The organism is Streptomyces sp. NPDC058758 (assembly GCF_042746075.1).
GTDB lineage: Bacteria > Actinomycetota > Actinomycetes > Streptomycetales > Streptomycetaceae > Streptomyces.
Genome location: NZ_JBHYPS010000018.1, coordinates 97,130 through 117,407, shown reverse-complemented (window position 1 = coordinate 117,407; position 20,278 = coordinate 97,130). Strand labels below are relative to the sequence as shown.

The window sequence follows — 20,278 nt, the reverse complement described above, 5'->3', positions numbered from 1 at the left end:
CACCGCCCCCTGGGCGGCGGCACTCCCCCCGGGGGTCATACCCGGGACCCCTTTCCGGCGCGAGGCGCGAGGAGCCGGCGCCGGCTCGCCCGCCGAGAGGGCCGCACCGTGGCCGGAACCGCACCCCGCCGAAGATGCGGACAGAGGCGCACGGAACGGATGGCCATCACCGGATCCCCCCTCCCCCGCCCAACGCCCTCTTGGTCCATACCACTTGACGATTGGTCTAGTCCTTCCTAGGGTCGCGGCAACACTGCGGTGGGGGCGAAGGAGGGACACCACGCACCCAGGGACCCGCAGGGTCGCCAGGCCGGGGACCCTCCCCGGCCGTCGAACCCCTCCCGAGGAGCACCCTTGAGCACGCACACGCGGCGGCGCAGTACCGGATCACCATGGAGCACCTCCCCTCACGCACGGTCCAAGGCCCTCGCGGGCGCCACAGCGCTGCTCCTCCCGCTGGCCGCCATGGTCGGCCTCGCCGCACCCGCGGAGGCGGCGACCTCGGCCACCGCCACCTACGCCAAGGCCTCCGACTGGGGCTCCGGCTTCGAGGGCAGGTGGACGGTGAAGAACACCGGCACCACCACCCTCACCTCCTGGACCGTCGAGTGGGACTTCCCCTCCGACACCAAGGTCACCTCCGCCTGGGACGCGACCGTCACCAACTCCGCGAACCACTGGACCGCCAAGAACCTCGGCTGGAACGGCACGCTCGCCCCCGGCGCCTCGATCTCCTTCGGCTTCAACGGCAGCGGGACCGGCGCCCCCTCCGGCTGCAAGCTCAACGGCGCCTCCTGCGACGGCGGGACCACCAACCCCGGCGACAATGCCCCCTCCGCCCCCGGTACCCCGGTCGCCTCCGGCATCACCGACACCTCGGTGAAGCTCACCTGGACCGCCGCCACCGACGACAAGGGCGTCAAGAACTACGACGTCAAGCGCGGCGGAACCACCGTCGCCACCGTCACCGGCACCACCTACACCGACACCGGTCTGACCGCCGGCACCGACTACAGCTACACCGTCGTCGCCCGGGACACCGCCGATCAGACCGGCCCCGCCTCCGGCGCCACCCCGGTCCGCACCACCGGCGGCGGTGGCGGCGGCGAGAACCCCGGCGGCAACGGCAAGGTCAACCTGGGCTACTTCACCAACTGGGGCTCCTACACGGCGAAGAACCTCGTGACCTCGGGCTCCGCCTCGAAGATCACCCACATCAACTACGCCTTCGGCAACGTGCAGAACGGCAAGTGCGTCCTCGGCGACCCCTACGAGGACCACCAGAAGTCCTACACCGCCGCCCAGTCCGTCGACGGCGTCGCCGACACCTGGGACCAGCCGCTGAGCGGCCACTTCAACCAGCTGCGCAAGCTGAAGAAGGCCTACCCGAACATCAAGATCCTGTGGTCCTTCGGCGGCTGGACCTGGTCCGGCGGCTTCGGCCAGGCCGTCCAGAACCCGACCGCCTTCGCCCAGTCCTGCTACGACCTGGTCGAGGACCCGCGCTGGGCCGACATCTTCGACGGCATCGACCTCGACTGGGAGTACCCGAACGCCTGCGGCCTCACCTGCGACACCAGCGGTCCGGCCGCCTTCAAGAACATGATGCAGGCCATGCGCGCCGCGTTCGGCCCGAACAACCTGATCACCGCCGCCATCACCGCCGACGGCTCCAGCGGCGGCAAGATCGACGCCGCCGACTACGGCGGCGCCGCACCGTACATCAACTGGTACGACGTGATGACGTACGACTACTTCGGCACCTGGGCCGCGCAGGGCCCGACCGCCCCGCACTCCCCGCTGACCTCGTACCCCGGCATCCCCGCACAGGGCTTCAACTCCGCCGACGCGATCGCCAAGCTGAAGGCCAAGGGCGTCCCCGCCTCCAAGCTGCTGCTCGGCATCGGCTTCTACGGCCGCGGCTGGACCGGCGTCACCCAGTCCGCCCCGGGCGGCACCGCCACCGGCCCCGCCGCCGGCGTCGAGCCCGGCAACCAGTACTACAAGGTCCTCAAGACCAGCTGCCCCGCCACCGGCACCGTCGGCGGCACCGCCTACGCCCACTGCGGCACCGACTGGTGGAGCTACGACACCCCCGCCACCGTCGGCACCAAGATGACGTGGGCCAAGAGCCAGGGCCTGGGCGGCGCGTTCTTCTGGGAGTTCAACGGCGACACCGCCGACGGCGAACTCGTGAACGCGATCAGCAACGGCCTGAAGTAACCCGCGGAGCGAACGACCGGCCCGCCCGCCCCCGGCCGGGGGCGGGCGGGCCGCCGCACGTCCGCGACCAGGCCGGGGGCGAGCGGCGGGCCCGGAGGACGGGCCGACTGGCCGCCGAGGCTCCGCCGCGCTGTGTGTGCGGGGGGGGAGGCCCCGAATGAAGTGGGAAGATGCCGGCGGTCCTAGGATGAGGAGCATGAACAGCACCACGCCGGCCCACGCGAACCCCTGCCGATGACGGCGCGACGCACCCGCTGGCAGGAGGCGGGCAACAGCGAGGGCTTCGGCAAGCGGTTCGCCGAGCTCGTCTCCGCCGGCGAGGACATCGACGGTGAGGCCCGGCTCGCCGACACGCTCCTGCCGCGGGGCGCCCGGGTGCTCGACGCCGGTGCCGGCATGGGCCGGGTCACCGCGGCCCTTCTGCGGCGCGGGCACGACGTGGTCGCGATCGAGCCCGACGGGGCACTGGTCCGACAGGCCCGGGAGACCTACCCCGGGCTGCCGATCGAGGAACGCGACATCCTCGACCTCGGCCCCGGCGACGGTCCGTTCGACCTGGTCGTCTGCGTGGGCAACGTCATGGTCTACCTGGCCGAGGGCACCGAACGCGCGGCCCTGCGCGCGATGCGCGCCGTTCTCGGCGAGAACGGCCGGATCCTGATCGGCTTCCACCTCCAGGACCGGCCCCCGCACGCCTACGCCTACACCACGGCCGAGTTCGAGACGGACCTCGCGGCCGCCGGACTCCGCGTCGACCTGCGGGCAGGCACCTACCAGCTGCACCCGGCGAACGAGGCCTACGGCGTCTGGGTCCTGAGCCGCGCCGAGGGCGGGGCCGGCGACTGAGGGTTCGCGGTCACGCGCGACGGCGCGACGGCCCCGTTCCCGGCGGAGATCGCCGGGAACGGGGCCGTCCTCGGGGCGGGGCGCCCGCGTCGTGCGGGAGGGCGTCGGGTCAGAACTGGAGCGACCAGGCGTTGATGTAGCCGGTGTCGTTGGTCCAGTTGTCGGTGGCGCGGAGCTTCCAGGTGCCGTCGGCGGTCTCGCCGGAGGCGTTGACGGTGAAGGTGCCCTGGATGTTGTCGGCGCTGTCGTTGGAGTCGTAGTCCTTGAGGAGGAAGGCGGTGCCGTCGGGGGCGATCAGCTCCAGCCTCACGTCGCCGCGGTAGGTGTGGCGGACGTCGACGGTGACGGCGAGGTTCGAGGGGGCGTTGCCGGTGACTCCGGTGACGGTGAGCGGGGAGTCGACGGTGGCGTTGTCGCGGATCTGGTAGTCGCCGGTGTTCTCGAACTTCTTGCCGGTGGGCGGCGGGGTGGTGGTGCCGGTACCGGTGTAGAGGAGCTTGTTGGGGGAGCCGGTGCGGGCGTCGGTGACCTTGTCGGGCGTGGCGTCGGCGACCAGCTTGTCGCGGACCTGGGCCGGGGTCCAGGTCGGGTTGGCGGCGAGCAGCAGGGCGGCGGCGCCCGCGACGTGAGGGGCGGCCATGGAGGTGCCGCTCATCGTCTGGGAGGCGGTGTCGCCGGAGTTGGAGGTGGAGACGATGCTGTCGCCGGGGGCGAAGAGGTCGAGACAGGTGCCGTAGTTGGAGCCCTGTCCGTTGGACCAGCCCGTGGCCCGGGCGTCGCGGCTGTTGGTGGCGCCGACGGTGATGGCCGACGGGGTGGAGGACGGGGAGTAGGAGCAGGAGTCGGCGTTGTTGTTGCCGGCCGCGACGACCCAGGTGACGCCGGAGGCTATGGAGGCCGCGACCGCGTCGTTCACGGACTGGGTCTTCCCGCCGCCGATGCTCATGTTGGCCACGGCGGGCTTGACCGCGTTCCTGGTGACCCAGTCGATGCCCGCGAGGACCGGGGCCCAGGTGTCGCCCGAGGTGCCCTGGCAGTTCAGCACGCGGACGCCGATGAGCTTGACGCCCTTTGCGACGCCGTGGGAGGCGCCTCCGACGGTGCCCGCGACGTGGGTGCCGTGCCCCTGACAGTCGGAGGCGTTGGAGTCGTCGTCGATGAAGTCGTAGCCGCTGACGGCACGGTTGCCGAAGTCGCGGTGGCTCATGCGGATGCCGGTGTCCACGATGTACGCGTTCACGTCGGTGGCGGTGGTCCCGTAGGTGTAGCTCTTGTCCACGGGAAGGCCGCGCTGGTCGATGCGGTCCAGGCCCCAGGAGGGCGGCGAGGGCTGGGTGTCGACCGCGTACGCCAGGCCGTCGGCCTCGACGCGGGCCACGGTGGGCTCGGCGGCCAGTTCCTGCGCCTTGCTCTCCGTCATGCGCACGGCGAAGCCGCGCAGGGCGGTGGTGTAGGTGTAGCGGAGGCTGCCCGCGTGGCGTGCGGTCAGGGCGCGGGCGGCGGCGGGCACGTCGGCCGGGTTGACGGAGCCCTTGAAGGTGACGATGTAGGAGCCTTCGACCGCGCCCGGCCGGTCCGCGCCGACGATGCGGTTCTCCCCGCCGCCCGGCGGGGTGGGGGCGGCCGTGGCCGCGGCGGTCGCGGAGGCCGCGGCGAGCAGGGCGGCACTGGTACTGACGGCGAGCAGGCGCCGGAGGGCGCGAGCGTCGAACTCCATGACTGCTTCCTTCGTGGGAGGTGTCCGGACCCGGCTCGGTGTCCGGAGGGCGGCATCCGTCCCGCCGGTGGGTCCGGGAGCGCTCCGTCAGGGGTGGGAGGGCGCGCCCGGGAGGTGGCCGTCGGCCGGCCGGGACGGCGGTCCGGGTGGGACCGTGACGATCCGTCGGCCGAAGGCGGTGGTACGGGCGCCTCCGGTGGCGGCGCCCGACGGCGGGACGAGGTGACGTGGCGTACGGAGCGGGCTCCGCGGCGCACGGGTCCGGTCACGCCGTACGGCTGCGTGGGGTGCCGCCGCCCCGTGCCTCCGGCGGTTGGGGACCGTGGTGGACGGGGACGGCGCGACCGGACCGCCCAGAGCTTCGGCCCACCGGAAGGGGGCCGGCAATGCGTAGCGCTACCCAAAGAGCGGGGACGGGGCGTCGCCGCCCGTCGTCCGGCGGAGAGGGCGGCCGGTCGGCGGCATTCCCTGGGTGGTCGCCCCCTATTGCGGGACCGGCTCCGCTGCCGGTAGACCACCTGCGGGTGGACACACCTGCCCGGCGGGCACCGCGGCCACGCCCGCGCCGCGACGCGTGGAGTCCGGTCCCCAGGGGCCGCCGCGGCGTTCGGCGGAGCCTTCGGGTGCGTGGCCGGCGAAAGGCGGAACAGTGGAGAGTCGTCCCTTCGACGCGCCGCACGACGGAGTGCGTTCCGAGGGTGCCGGGTTCGTCGGCCGGTCCGAGGAGGCGCGGCGGCTCCGGGCGGCCCTGCGCGCGGGGCCCGGTGTCGTGGTGGTGCGCGGGGAGGCCGGGGCCGGGACGTCGAGGCTCGTGGACGAGGTGCTCGCCGGGCCGGAGTTCGCCCGGTGGACGCAGCTGGGCGCCCGGTGCCCGGACGGCGCGGAACAGCCGCCCCTCGAAGCCGTCACGTCCGCCCTGGCCCGGCTCCCCCACCGTCCCGGCCTCGCCGACCGGATGCCTCCGGTCACCGGAGTCGTGGGGCTCCTCGTGCCCGAGCTGGCCGACCGCCTGCCGGAGCCGCCCGCGTCGGCCTCGGACCCGGAGGTGCGTCGGGGGCTGCTGCCCCGCGCGGTGGGGGCCCTGCTCGGCTCGCTCGGTGACACCGTGCTGGTCCTGGAGGAGGTCCACCTCGCCGACCCGGAGACGCTCCGGCTGCTCGACCGGCTGACGGGCGCCCTGCCCGCCGGGCTGCGGCTGGTGGTCACCGAGGACGCCGCGCCCGGGCTGCCGGTCCTCGCCGTCCGCGCCCCGGCGTCGGGGCGGTACGAGGAGATCCTCGTACCGCCCTGGACACCGGAGGAGACGGAGGAGTTCGTCCGTCTGTGGGCGGCGGGGCGCCCGCGGGTGCGACCGGAGGAGCTGCCGGAGCTCTCGGCGCTCGTGCACGAGCTGTCCGGTGGGCTGCCCGGAGCCGCCGGTGCTCTCCTCGCCGACGCCGGGGAGCTGCTGTCGGCCGGCGGGGAGGGCGGCACGGCAGGGCGCGCGGTGCCGGCCGCCGTGCGGGAGGCGGGGGTGCCGGGACGGGTGGCCCGGGAGTTCGCCCGGCGGTGCGCGCCCCTCGCGGAGGACGCGTGGCGGATCGTCGAGGCGGCGGCGGTGCTCGACCGGCCGGCTCCCGTCGGCATTCTCGCCGAGGTGGCGGAGTGTCCCCCCGAGGCGGCCGAAGCGGCGGTCGACGCCTGTGTACGGCGGTCCGTGCTGCGCGCCGAGGGGGCGGCGCTGTCCTTCCGGCACCCGCTGGACCGCCGGGCCGCGCTGGCCCGGGTGCCGGGGCCCCGGGTGGCGCGGCTCAGTCTGCGCGCGGCCCGCGCCCTCCACCGGGCGGGCGACCGGCCGGTGCCGCTGGTCGACCTCGCCCGGCTGTACACGGCCGCCGGGCACGTCCGCGAGGGCCTGCGGTGCCTGGTGGTGGCCGCCGACCGCGCGGCGGCCGCCGGCGACTACGCCACCGCCACCCGCCTGTACACCCGGGCCGTCGTCGAGGACCCCCGGGCCGGGGGGCGGGTGCGCACGGCCGCGAAACTGGCCCGCACCGCCCAACTGGCGCGGGCCGGCGAGCAGGTGGTCGCCGCCGTGCGCGCGGTCCTCGACGAGGACGACCCGCCGCCGCACCTGCGCGGCGAGATCCGCCTGCACCTCGGCGTGGTCCTGCGCAACCAGACCGGAGGGGCGCTGGACAGCCTCGAAGAGGTCGCCCGTGCCATCCCCGACCTCGAGGCGTCCCACCCGCAGACCGCCGCGCGGGCCATGGCCGTCGCCGCCATCCCCTCCCTCCAGGGCTGGCCCCTCGACCGGCACCGGCACTGGCTGGACCGCGGCGAGACGCTCACGGAGCAGGTCACCGACCCGGTCGCCCGGGCTGCCATCGCCGCCAACCGGGCCACCGCCCTGATGCTCGTGGGCGACCGGCGCGCCTGGCACGCCGCGGAGGCGCTGCGCGGGCCGGCCGGATCGGCGATGGAGGCCGCGCACCACGCCCGGGGCTGGACCAACCTGGCGCACGCGGCCAGCGCGCTCGGGCACGGCGCGCGGGCGCGGGACTTCCTCGACCGGGCCGTCGCCGGTCTCGCCGACAGCAGCAGCCCGTACCTGGAAGGACTCGTGGCGACCGCCCGTCTGGTCCTCGCGTGGCACGCCGGCCACTGGGACGGTCTGCACGCGGCCGCCGACCGCACCACCCGGCTCTACCAGGAGATACCCGACCTGACCGCCGAGGCGATGCTGGTGCGCGGGCTGGCCTCGCTCCATGTGCTCGGCGACGTCCCCCGGGCCCGCCACGACCTCGCGGAGGCCGCGCGCACCGCCTGCTACGACACGGGCTTCGTCCTCACCTCGTCGGCCGCCGCCACCGCCCGTGTCCACCTGGAGGCGGGCCGCCCCGAGCAGGCGTGCGAGGTGGTGGAGGACGTGCTGGGCCGGATCGAACGGACCCGGGGCTGGGTGTGGGCGAGCGAGGTGCTGCCCGTCGCGGTGGAGGCCCTCCGCGGCAGCGGCCGCACGGCGCGGGCCCGGCGGCTCGTCGCCGACTTCGCCGCGGGGTCCGCGGACGCCGACGCGCCCGCCGCCCGCGCGGCACTCGCCGTGTGCCGGGCGCTGCTCGCGGAGGCCGCGGGCCGGCCCGACGACGCCGTCGCCCTGCTGACGGACGCGGAGGAGCGGTGGCGCCTGCTCGACCGCCCGCTCGACGCCGCCCGCGCCGTGGAGGCCCGCGGGCGGTGTCTGCTCGACCTGCACGGAGAGGCGGCGGCCCGGGGGGTCCAGGACGTCGTCGAGGTCTACCGGCATCTGGGCGCCCGCTGGGACGTCGCCCGCTGCCAACGGCTGCTGCGCCGCCACGCCATCGTCACCACCCACCGCCGGGGCCGCCTCGGTTACGGCGACCGGTTGTCCCCGCGCGAGGAGGAGGTGGCCCGTCTCGTCGTCCAGGGCCGGGCCAACCGGGACATCGCCGAGAGCCTCGTGCTGTCCACCCGCACCGTGGAGCACCACGTGGCCCGCATCATGCGGAAACAGCGCGCCGCGTCGAGGGGCGACATCACCCTGCCGTGAGGGAGGAGGCGGCCTCGGCCCGGAGCACCCGCGCGACCGCGCCGTCCCCGCGCCCGGGCGGCCGTCCGTCGGCCGCGATCCGGCGGAGTCCGGGACGGGAGCGATCGGCCGGGACGATACTGGCGAGGGCGGCGTGCCGCGTCCGCGACGGCCTGCGCGGCCGGGCGGCGGGCGGGGCGCGCCCTCGTCGACGCCTTCGGAGGGAGCCGTTCATGACCACGGCGAAAGACCTGTTCGTCCTCGCGGTGCGCTCCCGGCGGGAGCAGGCCGTCGGGCAGGGGGACCTGTCGCTCGCGCTCGCCGGTGCCGAGCTGATCGACCTCCTCGGAGCCGGGGGCCTCGCCCTGGAGGACGGCCTCCTCGTACCGGGCGGGGCGCCGGCCCCCGACGACCGGCTCCTCGGCGAGGCGGGGGCGCTGATCGTCCGGCAGGCGCCCTACGAGAGCGTCGAGGACTGGCTGTGGCGCCGGGGCAGGGACCTCGCGGCCACGTACCAGAGCGCGCTGGAGGCGGACGGCGAGCTCGCGCCGAAGGCCCCCGGCCGCCTGTCGTTCGGCGCGCGACGCGTGGAAGCGGTCGACACGCCGGCCCTTCACGGGGCCGTCGAGCGCTGGGAGCGGCGGGAACCCGTCCTGACGGCCCTCGCCTCGGTCGTGGGCATCGGCGGCGGACCGTCCGACGAGGAGCCGGGGCTCGACGACGACGCGGCCACGGCCGTGGTCGCCGCCGTGCACGACGCGGTCATGGAGCTGGAGGCCGTCCGCCAGCGGCGGACCATCGAGAACGCGGCCTTCGCGAACCTCTGGCGCGGGCCGTGACGCAGACCGGGCCGGGTCAGGGGCCGGGCTCAGGGGGGGAGGATGATCCGGGCCGCCACCGGGAGGTGGTCGCTGGCCGTCGCGGGGAGGGTCCACGCCGAGGCGGCCCGGACGCCACCGAGGAGGATCTGGTCGATCCGGACGGCCGGCAGGCGCGCCGGCCAGGTGAAGCCGAAACCCGCGCCGGCCTCGGTCTGCGCGGAGACGAGGCGGTCGGTGAGGGGCCGCAGCGCGCGGTCGTCGGTGGAGCCGTTGAGGTCGCCCATGACGACGACGCGCCGTACGGACTCGGCCCGCACCTCCGCCGCCAGCAGGCCCAGCACCTCGTCGCGCGTCCGGGAGGTGAAGCCGGAGGGGCCCACGCGGACGGACGGCAGATGGGCGACGTACACGGCCAGGCGTCCGCCGGGCGCGTCCACCGTGGCCCGCATCGCCCGCGTCCACGGCATGATCGGCACGGCTCGCGCGTCCCGCAGCGGATGCACGCTCCACAGGCCCACCGTGCCCTGCTGGAAGTGGTACGGGTAGGCGTCCGCCAGGGCCCGCTCGTAGGCGGGCGCCGTGGCCGGGCTCAGCTCCTCCAGCGCCAGGACGTCCGCGCCGGCGGCCAGCAGGCTCCGCACGGTCCCGGCGGGGTCGGGGTTGGCCTGGTTGACGTTGTGGCTGACCACCGTGAGGTCACCGCCGGGGGACGACTTGTCGGCCAGGGCCCCGCCGAAGACCGCCAGCCAGGCCGCCGTCGGCACCAGCAGGGCCACCACCGCCGCCACCACCGCTCGCCGCAGCAGGGCGGCGGCCACCAGGACGGGGACGGCCAGTGCGCTCCAGGGCAGCAGGGTCTCGGCCAGACTGCTCAGCCGCCCGGGCAGCCGGGGAAGCAGTCCGTGCCCCGCGACGCCCGCCGCGAGGAGGACGGAGCAGCCGGTGACCGCCGTCCCGCGCCGCCGCCTCCACCGCCGGCGCGGCTCGGCGCCCGCCGCGCCGGGTGCCGGGTCCGGCCGTACCGCGGCGGGGTCCCCCGTCAGGGAGGCACGGGCCGGGAGGGCCGTCGTGCCGTCCGCCCCGGCCGTGGGGCGCGGCGGTGCCGTGCTGCCGTCCGGTGTCCCGGCGGAGGGGTCCGGGCGTGTCGTCGCCGTCATCGCCCCCGGCCCCCCCGTCCCGGCGGATGCCAGCCCGTCGCGGACGGCGGTGAGCAGGCCGCGGCCGGCGTCGGCGGCGGCACGGAGTCCCTCGGCGGGCGTGGTGTTCGCCCGCTGGTGCAGGACGGCGCCCACCAGCAGGCGGGGCGTGCCGCCCACCCGCACCTCGCAGGCCCACAGCAGGTTTCCGCCCGCCGGTGTGCTGGAGCCGGTCTTCACCCCGAGGACGCCCGGGGTGTCCAGCAGGGGGTTGGTGTTGGTGATCGTCCCGAGGCCGGGGACGGTGATCTCACGGGTGGCCACGATCTCCCGGAAGACCGGGTCCTTCATCGCGGCCCGCGTCAGCCGCACCTGGTCGGCCGCGGTGCTCACGGTCGTCGGCTCGATGCCGCTCGCCCCCGTGTAGGCCGTGTCCCGCATGCCGAGCCTCTCGGCGGCGCGCCGCATCTTCGCCACGAAGGCCTCCTGGCTGCCGGAGTCCCACCGGGCCAGCAGGCGGGCGACGTTGTTCCCGGAGGGGATCAGGAGCAGTTCCAGGAGCCGGCGTTGCGAGTGGCGCTCCCCCGCCCGCACGGGGACGGTCGACTCGCCGCCGACCCCCACCTCGTGCGCGGCCTGCGGGTCCACCTCGATCAGGGGGCCTTCCTCGCCCGGCCGCAGCGGGTGCCCGTCGAGCACGACGTAGGCGGTCATCACCTTCGCCAGGCTCGCGATCGGCACGGGCCGCCGCCCTCCCCGCTCGCCCAGCGAGCCGCTCCCCTCCAGCTCCACGGCGCTCTGGCCGTCCTGCGGCCACGGGAGCGGGCCGATGCCGGAGACGACCGGCGGCAGCCCGCCGTCCGGCGCCGAGGGGGCGACGACGGCGATGCCCAGGGCCGTCAGCAGAGCCAGGGCCAGCGCACCGCCGACGAGGCGGTGACGGGATGTGCGGGGAAGGGACACGGGCTGCCTCCGGGGGCTGCGGTACGGGATCGGTACGGCAGCCAGACTCCCGGGGTGAGGTCTCCGGTCCGCGGGCACCGGGGCTCGGCCCGTGCTCGGGAACCCGTCGGTCGTGTATCAGCGGGGCGGCGAAAGGGGCACGCGCCGCAGAACCGGCCGGGGCCGGGGAGGGAGGAGGGGGTCACGCGTCGGCGGACGCGGGGGTCACGCGTCCGCGGGCACGGGGGGTCACGCGTCCGCGGGCACGGGGGGGTCACGCGTCGGCGGGCGTGCCGTCCGGGGGCAGGCTCAGGGTCGCCACCGCGCCGCCGTCCGGGGCGTTGGCGAAGTCCAGGGCCGCCCCGATCACCTTCGCCTGGCCCGACGCGATCGTCAGGCCCAGGCCGTGCCCGCGCCCCCGCTCGGCCGTGCCCGTGCGGAACCGCTGGGGGCCGTGGGCCAGCAGGTCGGCCGGGAAGCCGGGGCCGTGGTCCCGTACGGTCACCGTCCGGCCGATGACGACGACCTCCACCGGGCCGGCGCCGTGCCGGTGGGCGTTGACGACGAGGTTGGAGACGATCCGGTCCAGGCGCCGGGGGTCCGTCTCGACCACCGCGGCGTCCTGTGCGGACACCCGCGCGGCGAGGCCCGTACGCTTCACCGCGTCCCGGACGAGTCCGGCCAGGTCGACCGGTCCCGGCCGGGACCGTTCGGCGCCCGCGTCGAGCCGGGAGATCTCCAGGAGGTCCTCCACCAGGTCGCGCAGCACCCGCACCCGGCCCTGGACCAGGTCGGTCACCTCGCCCTCGGGCAGCAGCTCCGCCGAGGTGACCAGGCCCATCAGCGGGGTGCGCAGCTCGTGCGCGACGTCGGCGGTGAAGCGCTGCTCGGTGTCGATCCGGCGCTGGAGGCTGTCGGCCATCGAGTCGACCACGGCCGAGATCTCGGCGACCTCGTCGCCCCCGCGCACCGGCCCGGTTCGGGCGTCGAGGTCGCCCGCCGTGATGCGGCGGGCCGTGCGGGCCACCCGGCGCAGCCGCCGGGCGGGGAGTTCGCTCGCCAGGGCTGTGGCCGGGACGACGACGCCCAGGGTGAGCAGCGAGTACTTCCACATGTGCCGGTCCAGGGCCTGCCGGGTGAGCAGATCGGCGGTCATGTCGACCTCGACCGCGTACAGTTTCCCGCCCTCGTTCCGTGCCGCCCAGAAGACGGGGGCGGGCGGGCCGTCCTCGTAGAACGTGGCCTCGCCGCCGTGCTCGACCTGCCGCAGCAGCGGGTCGGGCAGCTCCCCGGGGGAGACCAGGGGGCCTTCCTCGCCGGCGGCCGCGGCCTCCTCCAGGGCCTTCTCCAGGGACGCGCCGGCCCTGATCCCGCCCTCGTGCAGGGAGCGCCGCAGCACCGAGTCGTGCACCAGGACGCCGACCGTCAGCGCCATCGAGGCGCAGGCCAGCGCCACCAGGAGGACGATCTTCCAACGCAGCGAGCGGGGGTGCGGCACCAGGCCGGCGACCGCTCCCCCGCGTCCGCCGCTCACCGCTTCCACTTGTAGCCGAAGCCCCGGACCGTCTCGACGCGCTCGGCGCCGATCTTCTTGCGCAGCCGCTGCACGCACAGGTCGACGACCCGGGTGTCGCCGTCCCAGCCGTAGTCCCAGACCTCGCGCAGCAGGGTCTGACGGTCCAGCACGATCCCGGGATGGGCGACGAATTCGAGCAGCAGCCGCAGCTCGGTGGGGGCGAGGGCGATCCGCTCGCCGCCCCTGCGGACCTCCAGGGCGGCGGGGTCGAGGGAGAGGTCGCCGAAGACGAGCGGGCCGTCCGGCTCCGGGGGGCCGACGGGTCCGGCCGCCGGGGGCGCGAAGGCGGCCCGGCGCAGCAGCGAGCGGATCCGCGCGACCAGGACGGCGGTGTCGACGGGCTTCACCACGTAGTCGTCGGCCCCGGCCTCCAGGCCGGACACCACGTCGAGGGAGTCGCCGCGCGCGGACATCATCAGGATCGGGTCCGTGGAGGTCTCCCGGACGCGCCGGCACAGCCCGATGCCGTCCAGGCCCGGCAGCATCACGTCGAGCAGCAGCAGGTCGTGCCGCCCCTCCCGGAAGAGTTCGAGCCCGGTCAGCCCGTCGGCGGCGACGAGCACGCGGTAGCCGTAGCGCTCCAGGGCCATCGCGACGGACCGCCGGATCACCTCGTCGTCCTCGACGAGCAGGACCGTCACGGGCGTCGGCGCGGACGCCGACACGGAATCAGACATGTGCGTTCCTCGGGCACGGGACCGGGCGGGTCCTCCATCATGCCTCACCCCCACCGCGCCCCCGGCGGCCCCTGAGCACCGCCGACACGCCCCCGACCTGGGCCGATACACGACGGATACACCACCGCGCGGTGACCGACACCCACCCGAGCCGGTACGGACACGGAGGCGGCGGGGCGGGATTCGGTGGCGTGGCCGCCCCGCGCGAGTTGCGGCGGCGGCCACGAGGTCGGCGGGGGCGAACGGGCCGGCTGTCGCGGAACCGCCGAGCTGCCGAGCTTCGCGCCCCTCGGCCCCGCCCCCGCCGCCCTCCTCCGCCCCGCCCCGGCACCTGCCCCCGCCACCGGCCGACTCCGGCGGAGGGGGCGGGGACGGGGGCAGGGACGACGGGGCAGGGCCGGGAGGCGGTCAGGCGTCGGCGATCGGAGAGGCCGCCAGCCTGATGTTGTCCACGGCCCAGAACCAGTTGTTGCCGGCGTGGTGGATCCGGAAGCCCACCTTCGCCGAGCGGGCGTCGGCCGGCACCGGCAGGGAGCAGGTCACGAGGCGGTTCTGCTGGTCGCGGCCGCTGTTGGTGTTCCCCGACGGCGCGCCGGAGTAGTGCAGCACCCGGGAGGTGGCTCCGGTGTCGAAGACGACGGTCACCTCCGCCTCCTGCGGGCTCTCCTGCCGGTAGTGGGAGTCGAAGGCCAGGTACAGCGTCGGGGTCCCCGCCGGGATCGCGACCGGGGGCGTCATCAGCGTCGAGTCGAAGGTGCCGCGGCTGGACGGGCTGCCCGTGTCGTCCCAGTCGTCCGGGTCGGCGACGGCGACGACGCCCAGGGACCGGCCGAACGCGGCGCGTTCCTGGCCGGCCGGGAACCAGAACTGCCGGGACAGGAAGGACCAGCCGTTGAGTTCCTCAGTTCCCTGCGGCATCCCGGCCGCGTTGGTCACCGTCCATCCCTCGGGCGCGGTCCGCGTCCAGCCCCGCAGCCCCGGACGGCTCAGGTCGGTGGCCGGGGCCAGCCGGTCGGCGAGGGACTCGAAGTTCTCGGCGAGCAGGTAGCCGGTCATCACCGGCCCCACGCGCGCGGCCAGCTCCGCCGTCTGCTCCACCGCCGCGCCGCCCGCGGTGCGTGCGCCGACGGTCGCCTTCAGGGTCGCCGAGGTGCGGGCCGCCGACGCGGGCGCCGTGACCTTCCAGACCACCTTCGCCGACGTGCGGGCGGGAACCGAGGCCGGGGTGCCGGCCGCCGGCTCGGCACGCCACCCGTCCGGTGTCGCCAGCGCCGCCGACAGGTCGGTGAGCGGGGCGTTGCCCGCGTTGGTGACGGTGGCGGTCACGGCCAGCGGCCGCTCCGGGTACAGCGCGCAGCCGTCGGTGCCGGGCGAGCTCGCCGGCGCGGTCAGGGTCAGGGTCACCGCGCGGGCGACCTCGGCCCGGACCCGGGCGTCCGCGACGCGCAGCAGGCCGTCGCCCTCGGCGCGGGCCGTCACGGCGAGGAGGGCGGTGGTGGCGTCCACGGCGGGGGTGACGGTGAAGCGCAGTTCCGCCGAGCCGCCGCCGGGCAGGGTCCGCGGGGCGGGCCCGGAGGGCGTGACCGTCCAGCCGGCCGGCGCCGGCAGCGACACCGCGAGGTCCCGCAGCCGACCCGTCCCCTCGTTGTGCACGCGCACCGTCACCTCGGCGGGGCTGCCCTGCACGAGCGGGGCGGTCAGCGGGGGCAGCGGCTCCGGCAGGGTGAGCGCCGCGCTCAGGGCCGGCCCGGTCCCGATCGCCGGGTCGGTGGCGCCCGGTCCGCTGTCCGCGGGCCGGCCGGACATCCGCCGCAGGAAGCGCGGGTCGTCCTCGTCGAGCACCACGATGTCGTACCAGCCGTGCCGGGCGAGCGGTACGGACACGGTCTTCGTGCGGCCGGGTGCGAGCCGGACGGTGTGCACGCCGCCCTCTCCGCGCCGCGGATGGGTGGACTCCCCCACCAGGAGCGTGCGGGTGCGCCCCGACGGGTTGCTGCACTCCACCCGCACGCTGCGGGCGTGGGCGTGCTCCACGACGTGTGCCTCGGCGCCGGTGCCCGCGCCCCGCAGTTCCCACAGGGCCCAGCCGGGGCCGTGCACCTGGAGGTCGTAGCCGTCGGGGCCGTACGGCAGGCTGTCGGTGGTGCTGTCCCCGCCGGCGACGGTCCAGGTCCGCGGGGCGGTGCCGTCCCCCGGGTACGCGGTGATCGGGGCGGCCCGCCGCCCCTCGTTGCCGAGCACCAGCCGCACCTCGGTGCCGGTGACGGCGGCGCGCAGCGAGAGCCGGTACGGGGACGGCCGGGTGGGGCGGACGCCGGGCTCCTGGACGGGCCGCGCCTGCGTCGGGGGCGGTACCGGGTTCCAGCGGCCGATCGGTGCCGGGACCGGGCCGGGCTGCTCCACGTAGGGCTGCCGGTAGGCGCGGTCGAAGTCGAACACGGAGGTCAGGTCGCCGAAGACGCTGCGCCGCCAGGCGCTGATGTTGGGCTCCTGAACGCCGGTCCACTTCTCCAGGAACCGGATCACCGAGGTGTGGTCGAAGAGTTCGGAGTTCACGAACCCGCCGACCGTCCAGGGGGAGACGACGGTCATCGGGACGCGCGGTCCGGGACCGACGGGGCGGCCGCCCACCCAGTCGTCGCCGTCGCCGGTGTCCGGCCTGGGCGCGGTGGGGGCGGGGACGTGGTCGAAGTAGCCGTCGTTCTCGTCGAAGTTGATGAACAGTACGGTCTTCGACCAGGTCTCGGGGTCGGAGGCGATGGCGTCCAGGAGGTCGTAGACGAGGCCGGCGCTGCCGGCGGGGGTGGAGGAGCCGGGGTGTTCGGACAGGGCGGCGGTGGGCACCACCCAGCTGACCCGGGGGAGGGTCCCGGCCTTGATGTCGGCCTTGATCCGGGGGATCAGGGTGCCCGGTTCGGAGCGGTGGGCGCCGCGCAGGAAGAGCCGGCGCTCGTCCTCGGGGAGGGCGTCGACGGCGGTGCGGAAGCGGGCGAGATCGGCCTGCCGCTCGCTGTCGCTCTTCGCCCACAGCTTGTCGTAGAACTCCTCGGTGGTGGCGTGGGCGAAACCGGCGGAGGTGAGGATCTTGCGGCCGATCCGTTTCCACGGCTTGAAGTACTCCACCGCGTTGTCGGTGAAGTTGTCCCATTCCTGGTAGATCTGCCAGGAGACACCGGCGGCCTCCAGGCGTTCCGGATAGGTGGTCCAGTCGTAGCCGGCGTGGCCGTAGGAGTACGCGGCGTTGGTGACGGCCCGGCCACCGCCGCCCGGTTCGAAGCCGGTGGTGCCGGTCCACAGGTAGTTGCGGTTGGGGTTCGTGGAGCCGAAGACGGAGCAGTGGTAGGCGTCGCAGATGGTGAAGCGGTCGGCGAGTTCGTACTGGAGGGGGATGTCGCGCCGGTCGTAGTGGGCCATGGTGCTCTGGCCCTTGGCCGCGATCCAGTCGTTCCACCACCCGTTCGCGCGGGCCTGCACCCCGTCGGTGAAGCCGTGCGGCAGCGAGCCGAGGTACTGGATGTCGCTCTCGGGCCGTCCGGCGTCGACGGCCGCCTGCCGCGCGGCGAACGGCAGGACAGCGGGCCCGCCGGAGCGGGGCTGCTCGAAGACGCTCGTACCGTCGGGCAGTCGCAGCGCCCTGTTGTCGCCGAAGCCGCGGACGCCCCTGAGGGTGCCGAAGTAGTTGTCGAAGGAACGGTTCTCCTGCATCAGCACGATGACGTGCTCGACGGCCCGCAGGCCGCCGCGCGGCAAGGGGGCGGCCAGGGCCGTCAGGAGGGAGGGCGGCAGGACGGAGAGCGCGGACCCCGCGGCGAGGGTGCCGAGGACCTTACGGCGTGAGAAGTCGGGCATGCCGGGGAGGCTAGGACGTGACACGGCACCTCCAGAACCCGTCACGCCAGGGATTCGCCCACTGTTCACACCAGGGACTCCTACGAAATCCGCAGGTCAAAGCCATGATCAGGATGCGTGGGCGGACACGGTGGGTATCAGTTCCTGTGCACGGGGCGGAGGTCGACGAGATCGGTGCCGTCGCAGTAGGTCACGAAGACGTGGGGGCCCGCGCCGTCGTGCAGGAAAGCCCGGCAGGCGGATGTGCCTTCCCAGAGCGGGCGGTTCTCGTGGTCCAGGAGGAGCAGGCGCTCGCCGTCCTGCCAGAAGTTTCTCGTGAGAGCGCGTGCCGCGGGGCTCAGGCCGTCGGGGCGGACCGGGCGGACGGGCTCGTTGAGGTGCCGGTCCGGCCGGCCGGATGCGCGGACGATCTCGTTCTCGGTCCCGTCGGTGACCAGGTACTCCCCCGGAGCGAGTCGCCGAGAGTGGCCCCGGGTGCCGAAGTAGGGAGTGACGAGGAGGGCGCCCTTGGCGTCCGGCAGCACCAGGGAGTGTCCGACGAGCAGGGGGAGGGTGCGGTCCCAGCGGCATCCGGTGCGCGGGTCGCGCGGAGTCTGGGGCTGGTCCCACACGAAGGTGTGCTGCCAGCCGGCCTGTGCGTCTTCGCCGCCCGTCCCGTCCGGTCCGGCGAGAACGGTGGCGCGGCAGCTTCCCTCTGCCGGCGCGGTGGCCAGGATGATCCTGCCGTTGTCCTCGGTGATCCGGTCGATGCCGCCACGGGGGATGGGGAGTGCGGCGTTCCAGTGCGGTCGGCCGGTGTCCATGTCCAGCACGGCCGTGCGGTCGGGGGTGACCAGGAAGGCGTGGCAGCGCCTGTCGGCGTCGGGCGGGGCGGTGGTGAAGGCGTCGGCCCGGCAGCCGTCCAGGACTCCCACCGCTCCCGGTTCGGTTCGGCTCCACAGGAGCTGTCCGTACCGGGAGTAGCCGGTCAGGCGGCAGGAACCGGTGCGGCAGCCGGCCACGAGCACGGTCGCCGCCCCGTAGTCGTACAGGAAGACCCGGCTGCCCGGCGCCACGGGGCGACGCCAGGCCAGGCGGCCGTTCTCCAGGTCGAGCCCGGCGATCGCGCTCGGGCCCCGGCCCTCTTCGCGTCCGCCCACCAGGACGACCTGATGGTCCTGGACGAGCGCGGAGTGTGCCGAGCCCGGGCGGGACGAGGTCAGACGGAACTCGCCGGGCAGCGTCAGTCGCCAGCCCCGGCCGTCCGGCCCTTCCCGTCGGACGAGTACGCGGCCCTGGCCGAGCAGCCCCTCCCGGGGGGAGTTCACCGTCCAGGTGCCGTCAGGCCCCGGCGGCACCGGCACGCGGATGCGGGAGGCCTCCTCGGGAACCGCCCTGCCGTCGCCGAACTGTGGCCCCTGCGGGGCGAAGCACCCCGTGACCAGGAGGCCCGTCCATACGATCAGCAGCCATCGCCACCCCTGACGCCGCATCACACCCCCCGGTTCCACAGACACGGTAGGACGCCTGCGGGCCGGCCCGCCCCGCTTGTTTCCCTTTCGTGACGGCGTCGCGCTCCGGGGCGGGTGAGGGGGTGGGGTCGGCGTGCGTCGGCCGGTGCGCTGTTGCGCGGGTGAGGAGTCGTGGTGCGCGGGCCGGCGTCCGGCTCGGGCGGGTGGGGAGTCAGCCGCTGGTCCCCTCGTGGGAGCCGGCGGTGGTGGCGGCTCCGGTGCCGGCCTCCTCGCCCATGCCGGGTGCGACGGCTCCCCGGTCGTCGAAACCGAGCGCGACCTTGGTCCAGCCCGCTTCCCTGCGGTCGAAGGCCCGGTACGCGGCGATGGCGTCCTCGGGGCCGGACCAGCGGGTGACCAGGGGGGTCGGGTCGAGGGTGCCGGAGCCGACCAGGGAGACGAGGTGGGGCAGGTAGCGGCGGTGGTGGCAGTTGCCCGCCTTCAGCGTGAGGTTCTTCATGAACGCCTCGCCGAACGGGTAGTGCCGGACCTGCGGCGGATAGACCCCGACCGTGCCGATCGTGCCTGCCTTGGCGGCCATCCGCACCGCCCAGCGGGCCGCGAGGGACGGCGCGTCCCCGGCCACCCAGGTGTTCCCGTCGGGGTTCCGCTCCGGCGCCGCCTCGGCCCGTTCGTGGGCGAACTGCTCCGCCTGGTCGCTCAGCGCCTCGGCCGCCGGGCCGCGCGAGGGGCGCCGGGCGTCCACGCCCACCGCGTCGATCACGCGGTCCGCGCCGATGCCGCCGGTGAGGCCGAGCACGGCTTCGACCGGGTCCTCGCCGTCGAAGTCCACGGTCTCCGCGTGCTGGTGCCGGGCCAGCTCCAGCCGGTCGGCGGTCCCGTCGACCACGATGATCCGGCCCGCGCCCTGCAGACGGGCGCAGGCGATGGCCGCCTGACCCACCGGCCCGGCTCCCACGATCACGACCGTGTCGCCGTCGCCCACCTCCGCGAGCTCGGCGCCGAACCAGGCCGTCGGGTAGATGTCGGACAGGAGGACGGCCTGGTCGTCGTCCACGGTGTCGGGCAGGGGGACGAGTCCCACCTGCGCGAAGGGCACCCGGGCGTACTCCGCCTGGAGCCCGTCCAGGCCGCCGGCCGCCTCCGGGCCGCCGAAGAAGACGGTGCCCGCGCGCCGGCCGCCCGGATGGGCGTTGTCGCACTGCGCGTGGTAGCCGGCGCGGCAGTAGCTGCACACGCCGCACGCCACCGTCGACGGCACGACCACGCGGTCGCCGGCCCGGAAGTTGCGCACTCCGGTCCCCACCTCCTCGACGACGCCCACGGCCTCGTGGCCGAGGATCCGGCCCCGCTTCATGCCGGGCATCGTGCCGCGGACGAAGTGGAGGTCGGTGCCGCAGATCGCGGAGGTGGTGATGCGCACGATCGCGTCGTACGGGTCCTGGATCGCGGGCTCCGGCACGTCGTCCAGGCGTATGTCGCCGATGCCGTGCCACACGACTGCCTTCGGG

At 75.2% G+C, this 20,278-nt stretch carries 11 protein-coding genes and 1 pseudogene; 4 read left to right on the top strand and 8 right to left on the bottom strand.

From position 1 onward, the window contains the following. Positions 1-354: 354 nt before the first annotated feature. Together ACFW6A_RS21840 and ACFW6A_RS21835 are read left to right on the top strand one after the other, a co-directional pair. Positions 355-2,223, top strand: coding sequence for a glycosyl hydrolase family 18 protein (locus tag ACFW6A_RS21840; protein ID WP_386642148.1), 1,869 nt, complete (start codon positions 355-357; stop codon positions 2,221-2,223). Between the two features lie 234 nt (positions 2,224-2,457). Then, positions 2,458-3,069, top strand: coding sequence for a class I SAM-dependent methyltransferase (locus tag ACFW6A_RS21835; RefSeq protein ID WP_386642145.1), 612 nt, complete (start codon positions 2,458-2,460; stop codon positions 3,067-3,069). Positions 3,070-3,178: 109 nt separating this feature from the next. Here the strand turns inward: ACFW6A_RS21835 and ACFW6A_RS21830 are convergent, their stop codons facing one another. Next, the gene (locus tag ACFW6A_RS21830; protein WP_386642142.1) at positions 3,179-4,786 is read right to left on the bottom strand and encodes a S8 family peptidase; all 1,608 of its coding nucleotides are present in this window, start codon (positions 4,784-4,786) and stop codon (positions 3,179-3,181) included. 649 nt (positions 4,787-5,435) lie between these two features. On the opposite strand from ACFW6A_RS21830, the gene ACFW6A_RS21825 reads away from it, so the two are divergent. Continuing rightward, positions 5,436-8,336 carry a LuxR C-terminal-related transcriptional regulator gene (locus ACFW6A_RS21825; RefSeq protein WP_351855412.1) on the top strand — a complete coding sequence of 967 codons (2,901 nt, stop codon included), beginning with the start codon at positions 5,436-5,438 and terminating at the stop codon, positions 8,334-8,336. 212 nt (positions 8,337-8,548) lie between these two features. Further along, positions 8,549-9,154 carry a GPP34 family phosphoprotein gene (locus tag ACFW6A_RS21820; protein WP_386642138.1) on the top strand — a complete coding sequence of 202 codons (606 nt, stop codon included), beginning with the start codon at positions 8,549-8,551 and terminating at the stop codon, positions 9,152-9,154. A 29-nt stretch (positions 9,155-9,183) separates the two neighbouring features. On the opposite strand, the gene ACFW6A_RS21815 is transcribed toward ACFW6A_RS21820, so the two are convergent. The 7 genes and pseudogenes from ACFW6A_RS21815 to ACFW6A_RS21785 form a co-directional block, all read right to left on the bottom strand. Further along, complete coding sequence (locus tag ACFW6A_RS21815; protein ID WP_386642162.1) at positions 9,184-10,293, bottom strand: endonuclease/exonuclease/phosphatase family protein; 1,110 nt, start codon at positions 10,291-10,293, stop codon at positions 9,184-9,186. A gap of 189 nt (positions 10,294-10,482) precedes the next feature. Beyond that, positions 10,483-11,013, bottom strand: a pseudogene (locus tag ACFW6A_RS21810) (D-alanyl-D-alanine carboxypeptidase family protein); the annotation flags it as partial. Positions 11,014-11,488: 475 nt separating this feature from the next. Further along, entirely contained in the window at positions 11,489-12,748 is a 1,260-nt protein-coding gene (locus ACFW6A_RS21805) for an ATP-binding protein (protein ID WP_386642135.1), read from the bottom strand. Continuing rightward, entirely contained in the window at positions 12,745-13,467 is a 723-nt protein-coding gene (gene cseB / locus ACFW6A_RS21800; protein ID WP_351855424.1) for a two-component system response regulator CseB, read from the bottom strand. Before cseB ends, ACFW6A_RS21805 begins: the two co-directional genes overlap by 4 nt. A 408-nt stretch (positions 13,468-13,875) precedes the next feature. Then, positions 13,876-17,316, bottom strand: coding sequence for a phosphocholine-specific phospholipase C (locus ACFW6A_RS21795; protein WP_386642132.1), 3,441 nt, complete (start codon positions 17,314-17,316; stop codon positions 13,876-13,878). A 137-nt stretch (positions 17,317-17,453) separates the two neighbouring features. Next, positions 17,454-18,791, bottom strand: coding sequence for a hypothetical protein (locus tag ACFW6A_RS21790; RefSeq protein WP_386642129.1), 1,338 nt, complete (start codon positions 18,789-18,791; stop codon positions 17,454-17,456). A gap of 187 nt (positions 18,792-18,978) precedes the next feature. Continuing rightward, a complete protein-coding gene (locus ACFW6A_RS21785; RefSeq protein ID WP_386642126.1) occupies positions 18,979-20,265 on the bottom strand; it encodes an alcohol dehydrogenase catalytic domain-containing protein in 1,287 nt (428 codons plus the stop codon). Between the last annotated feature and the right edge of the window lie 13 nt (positions 20,266-20,278).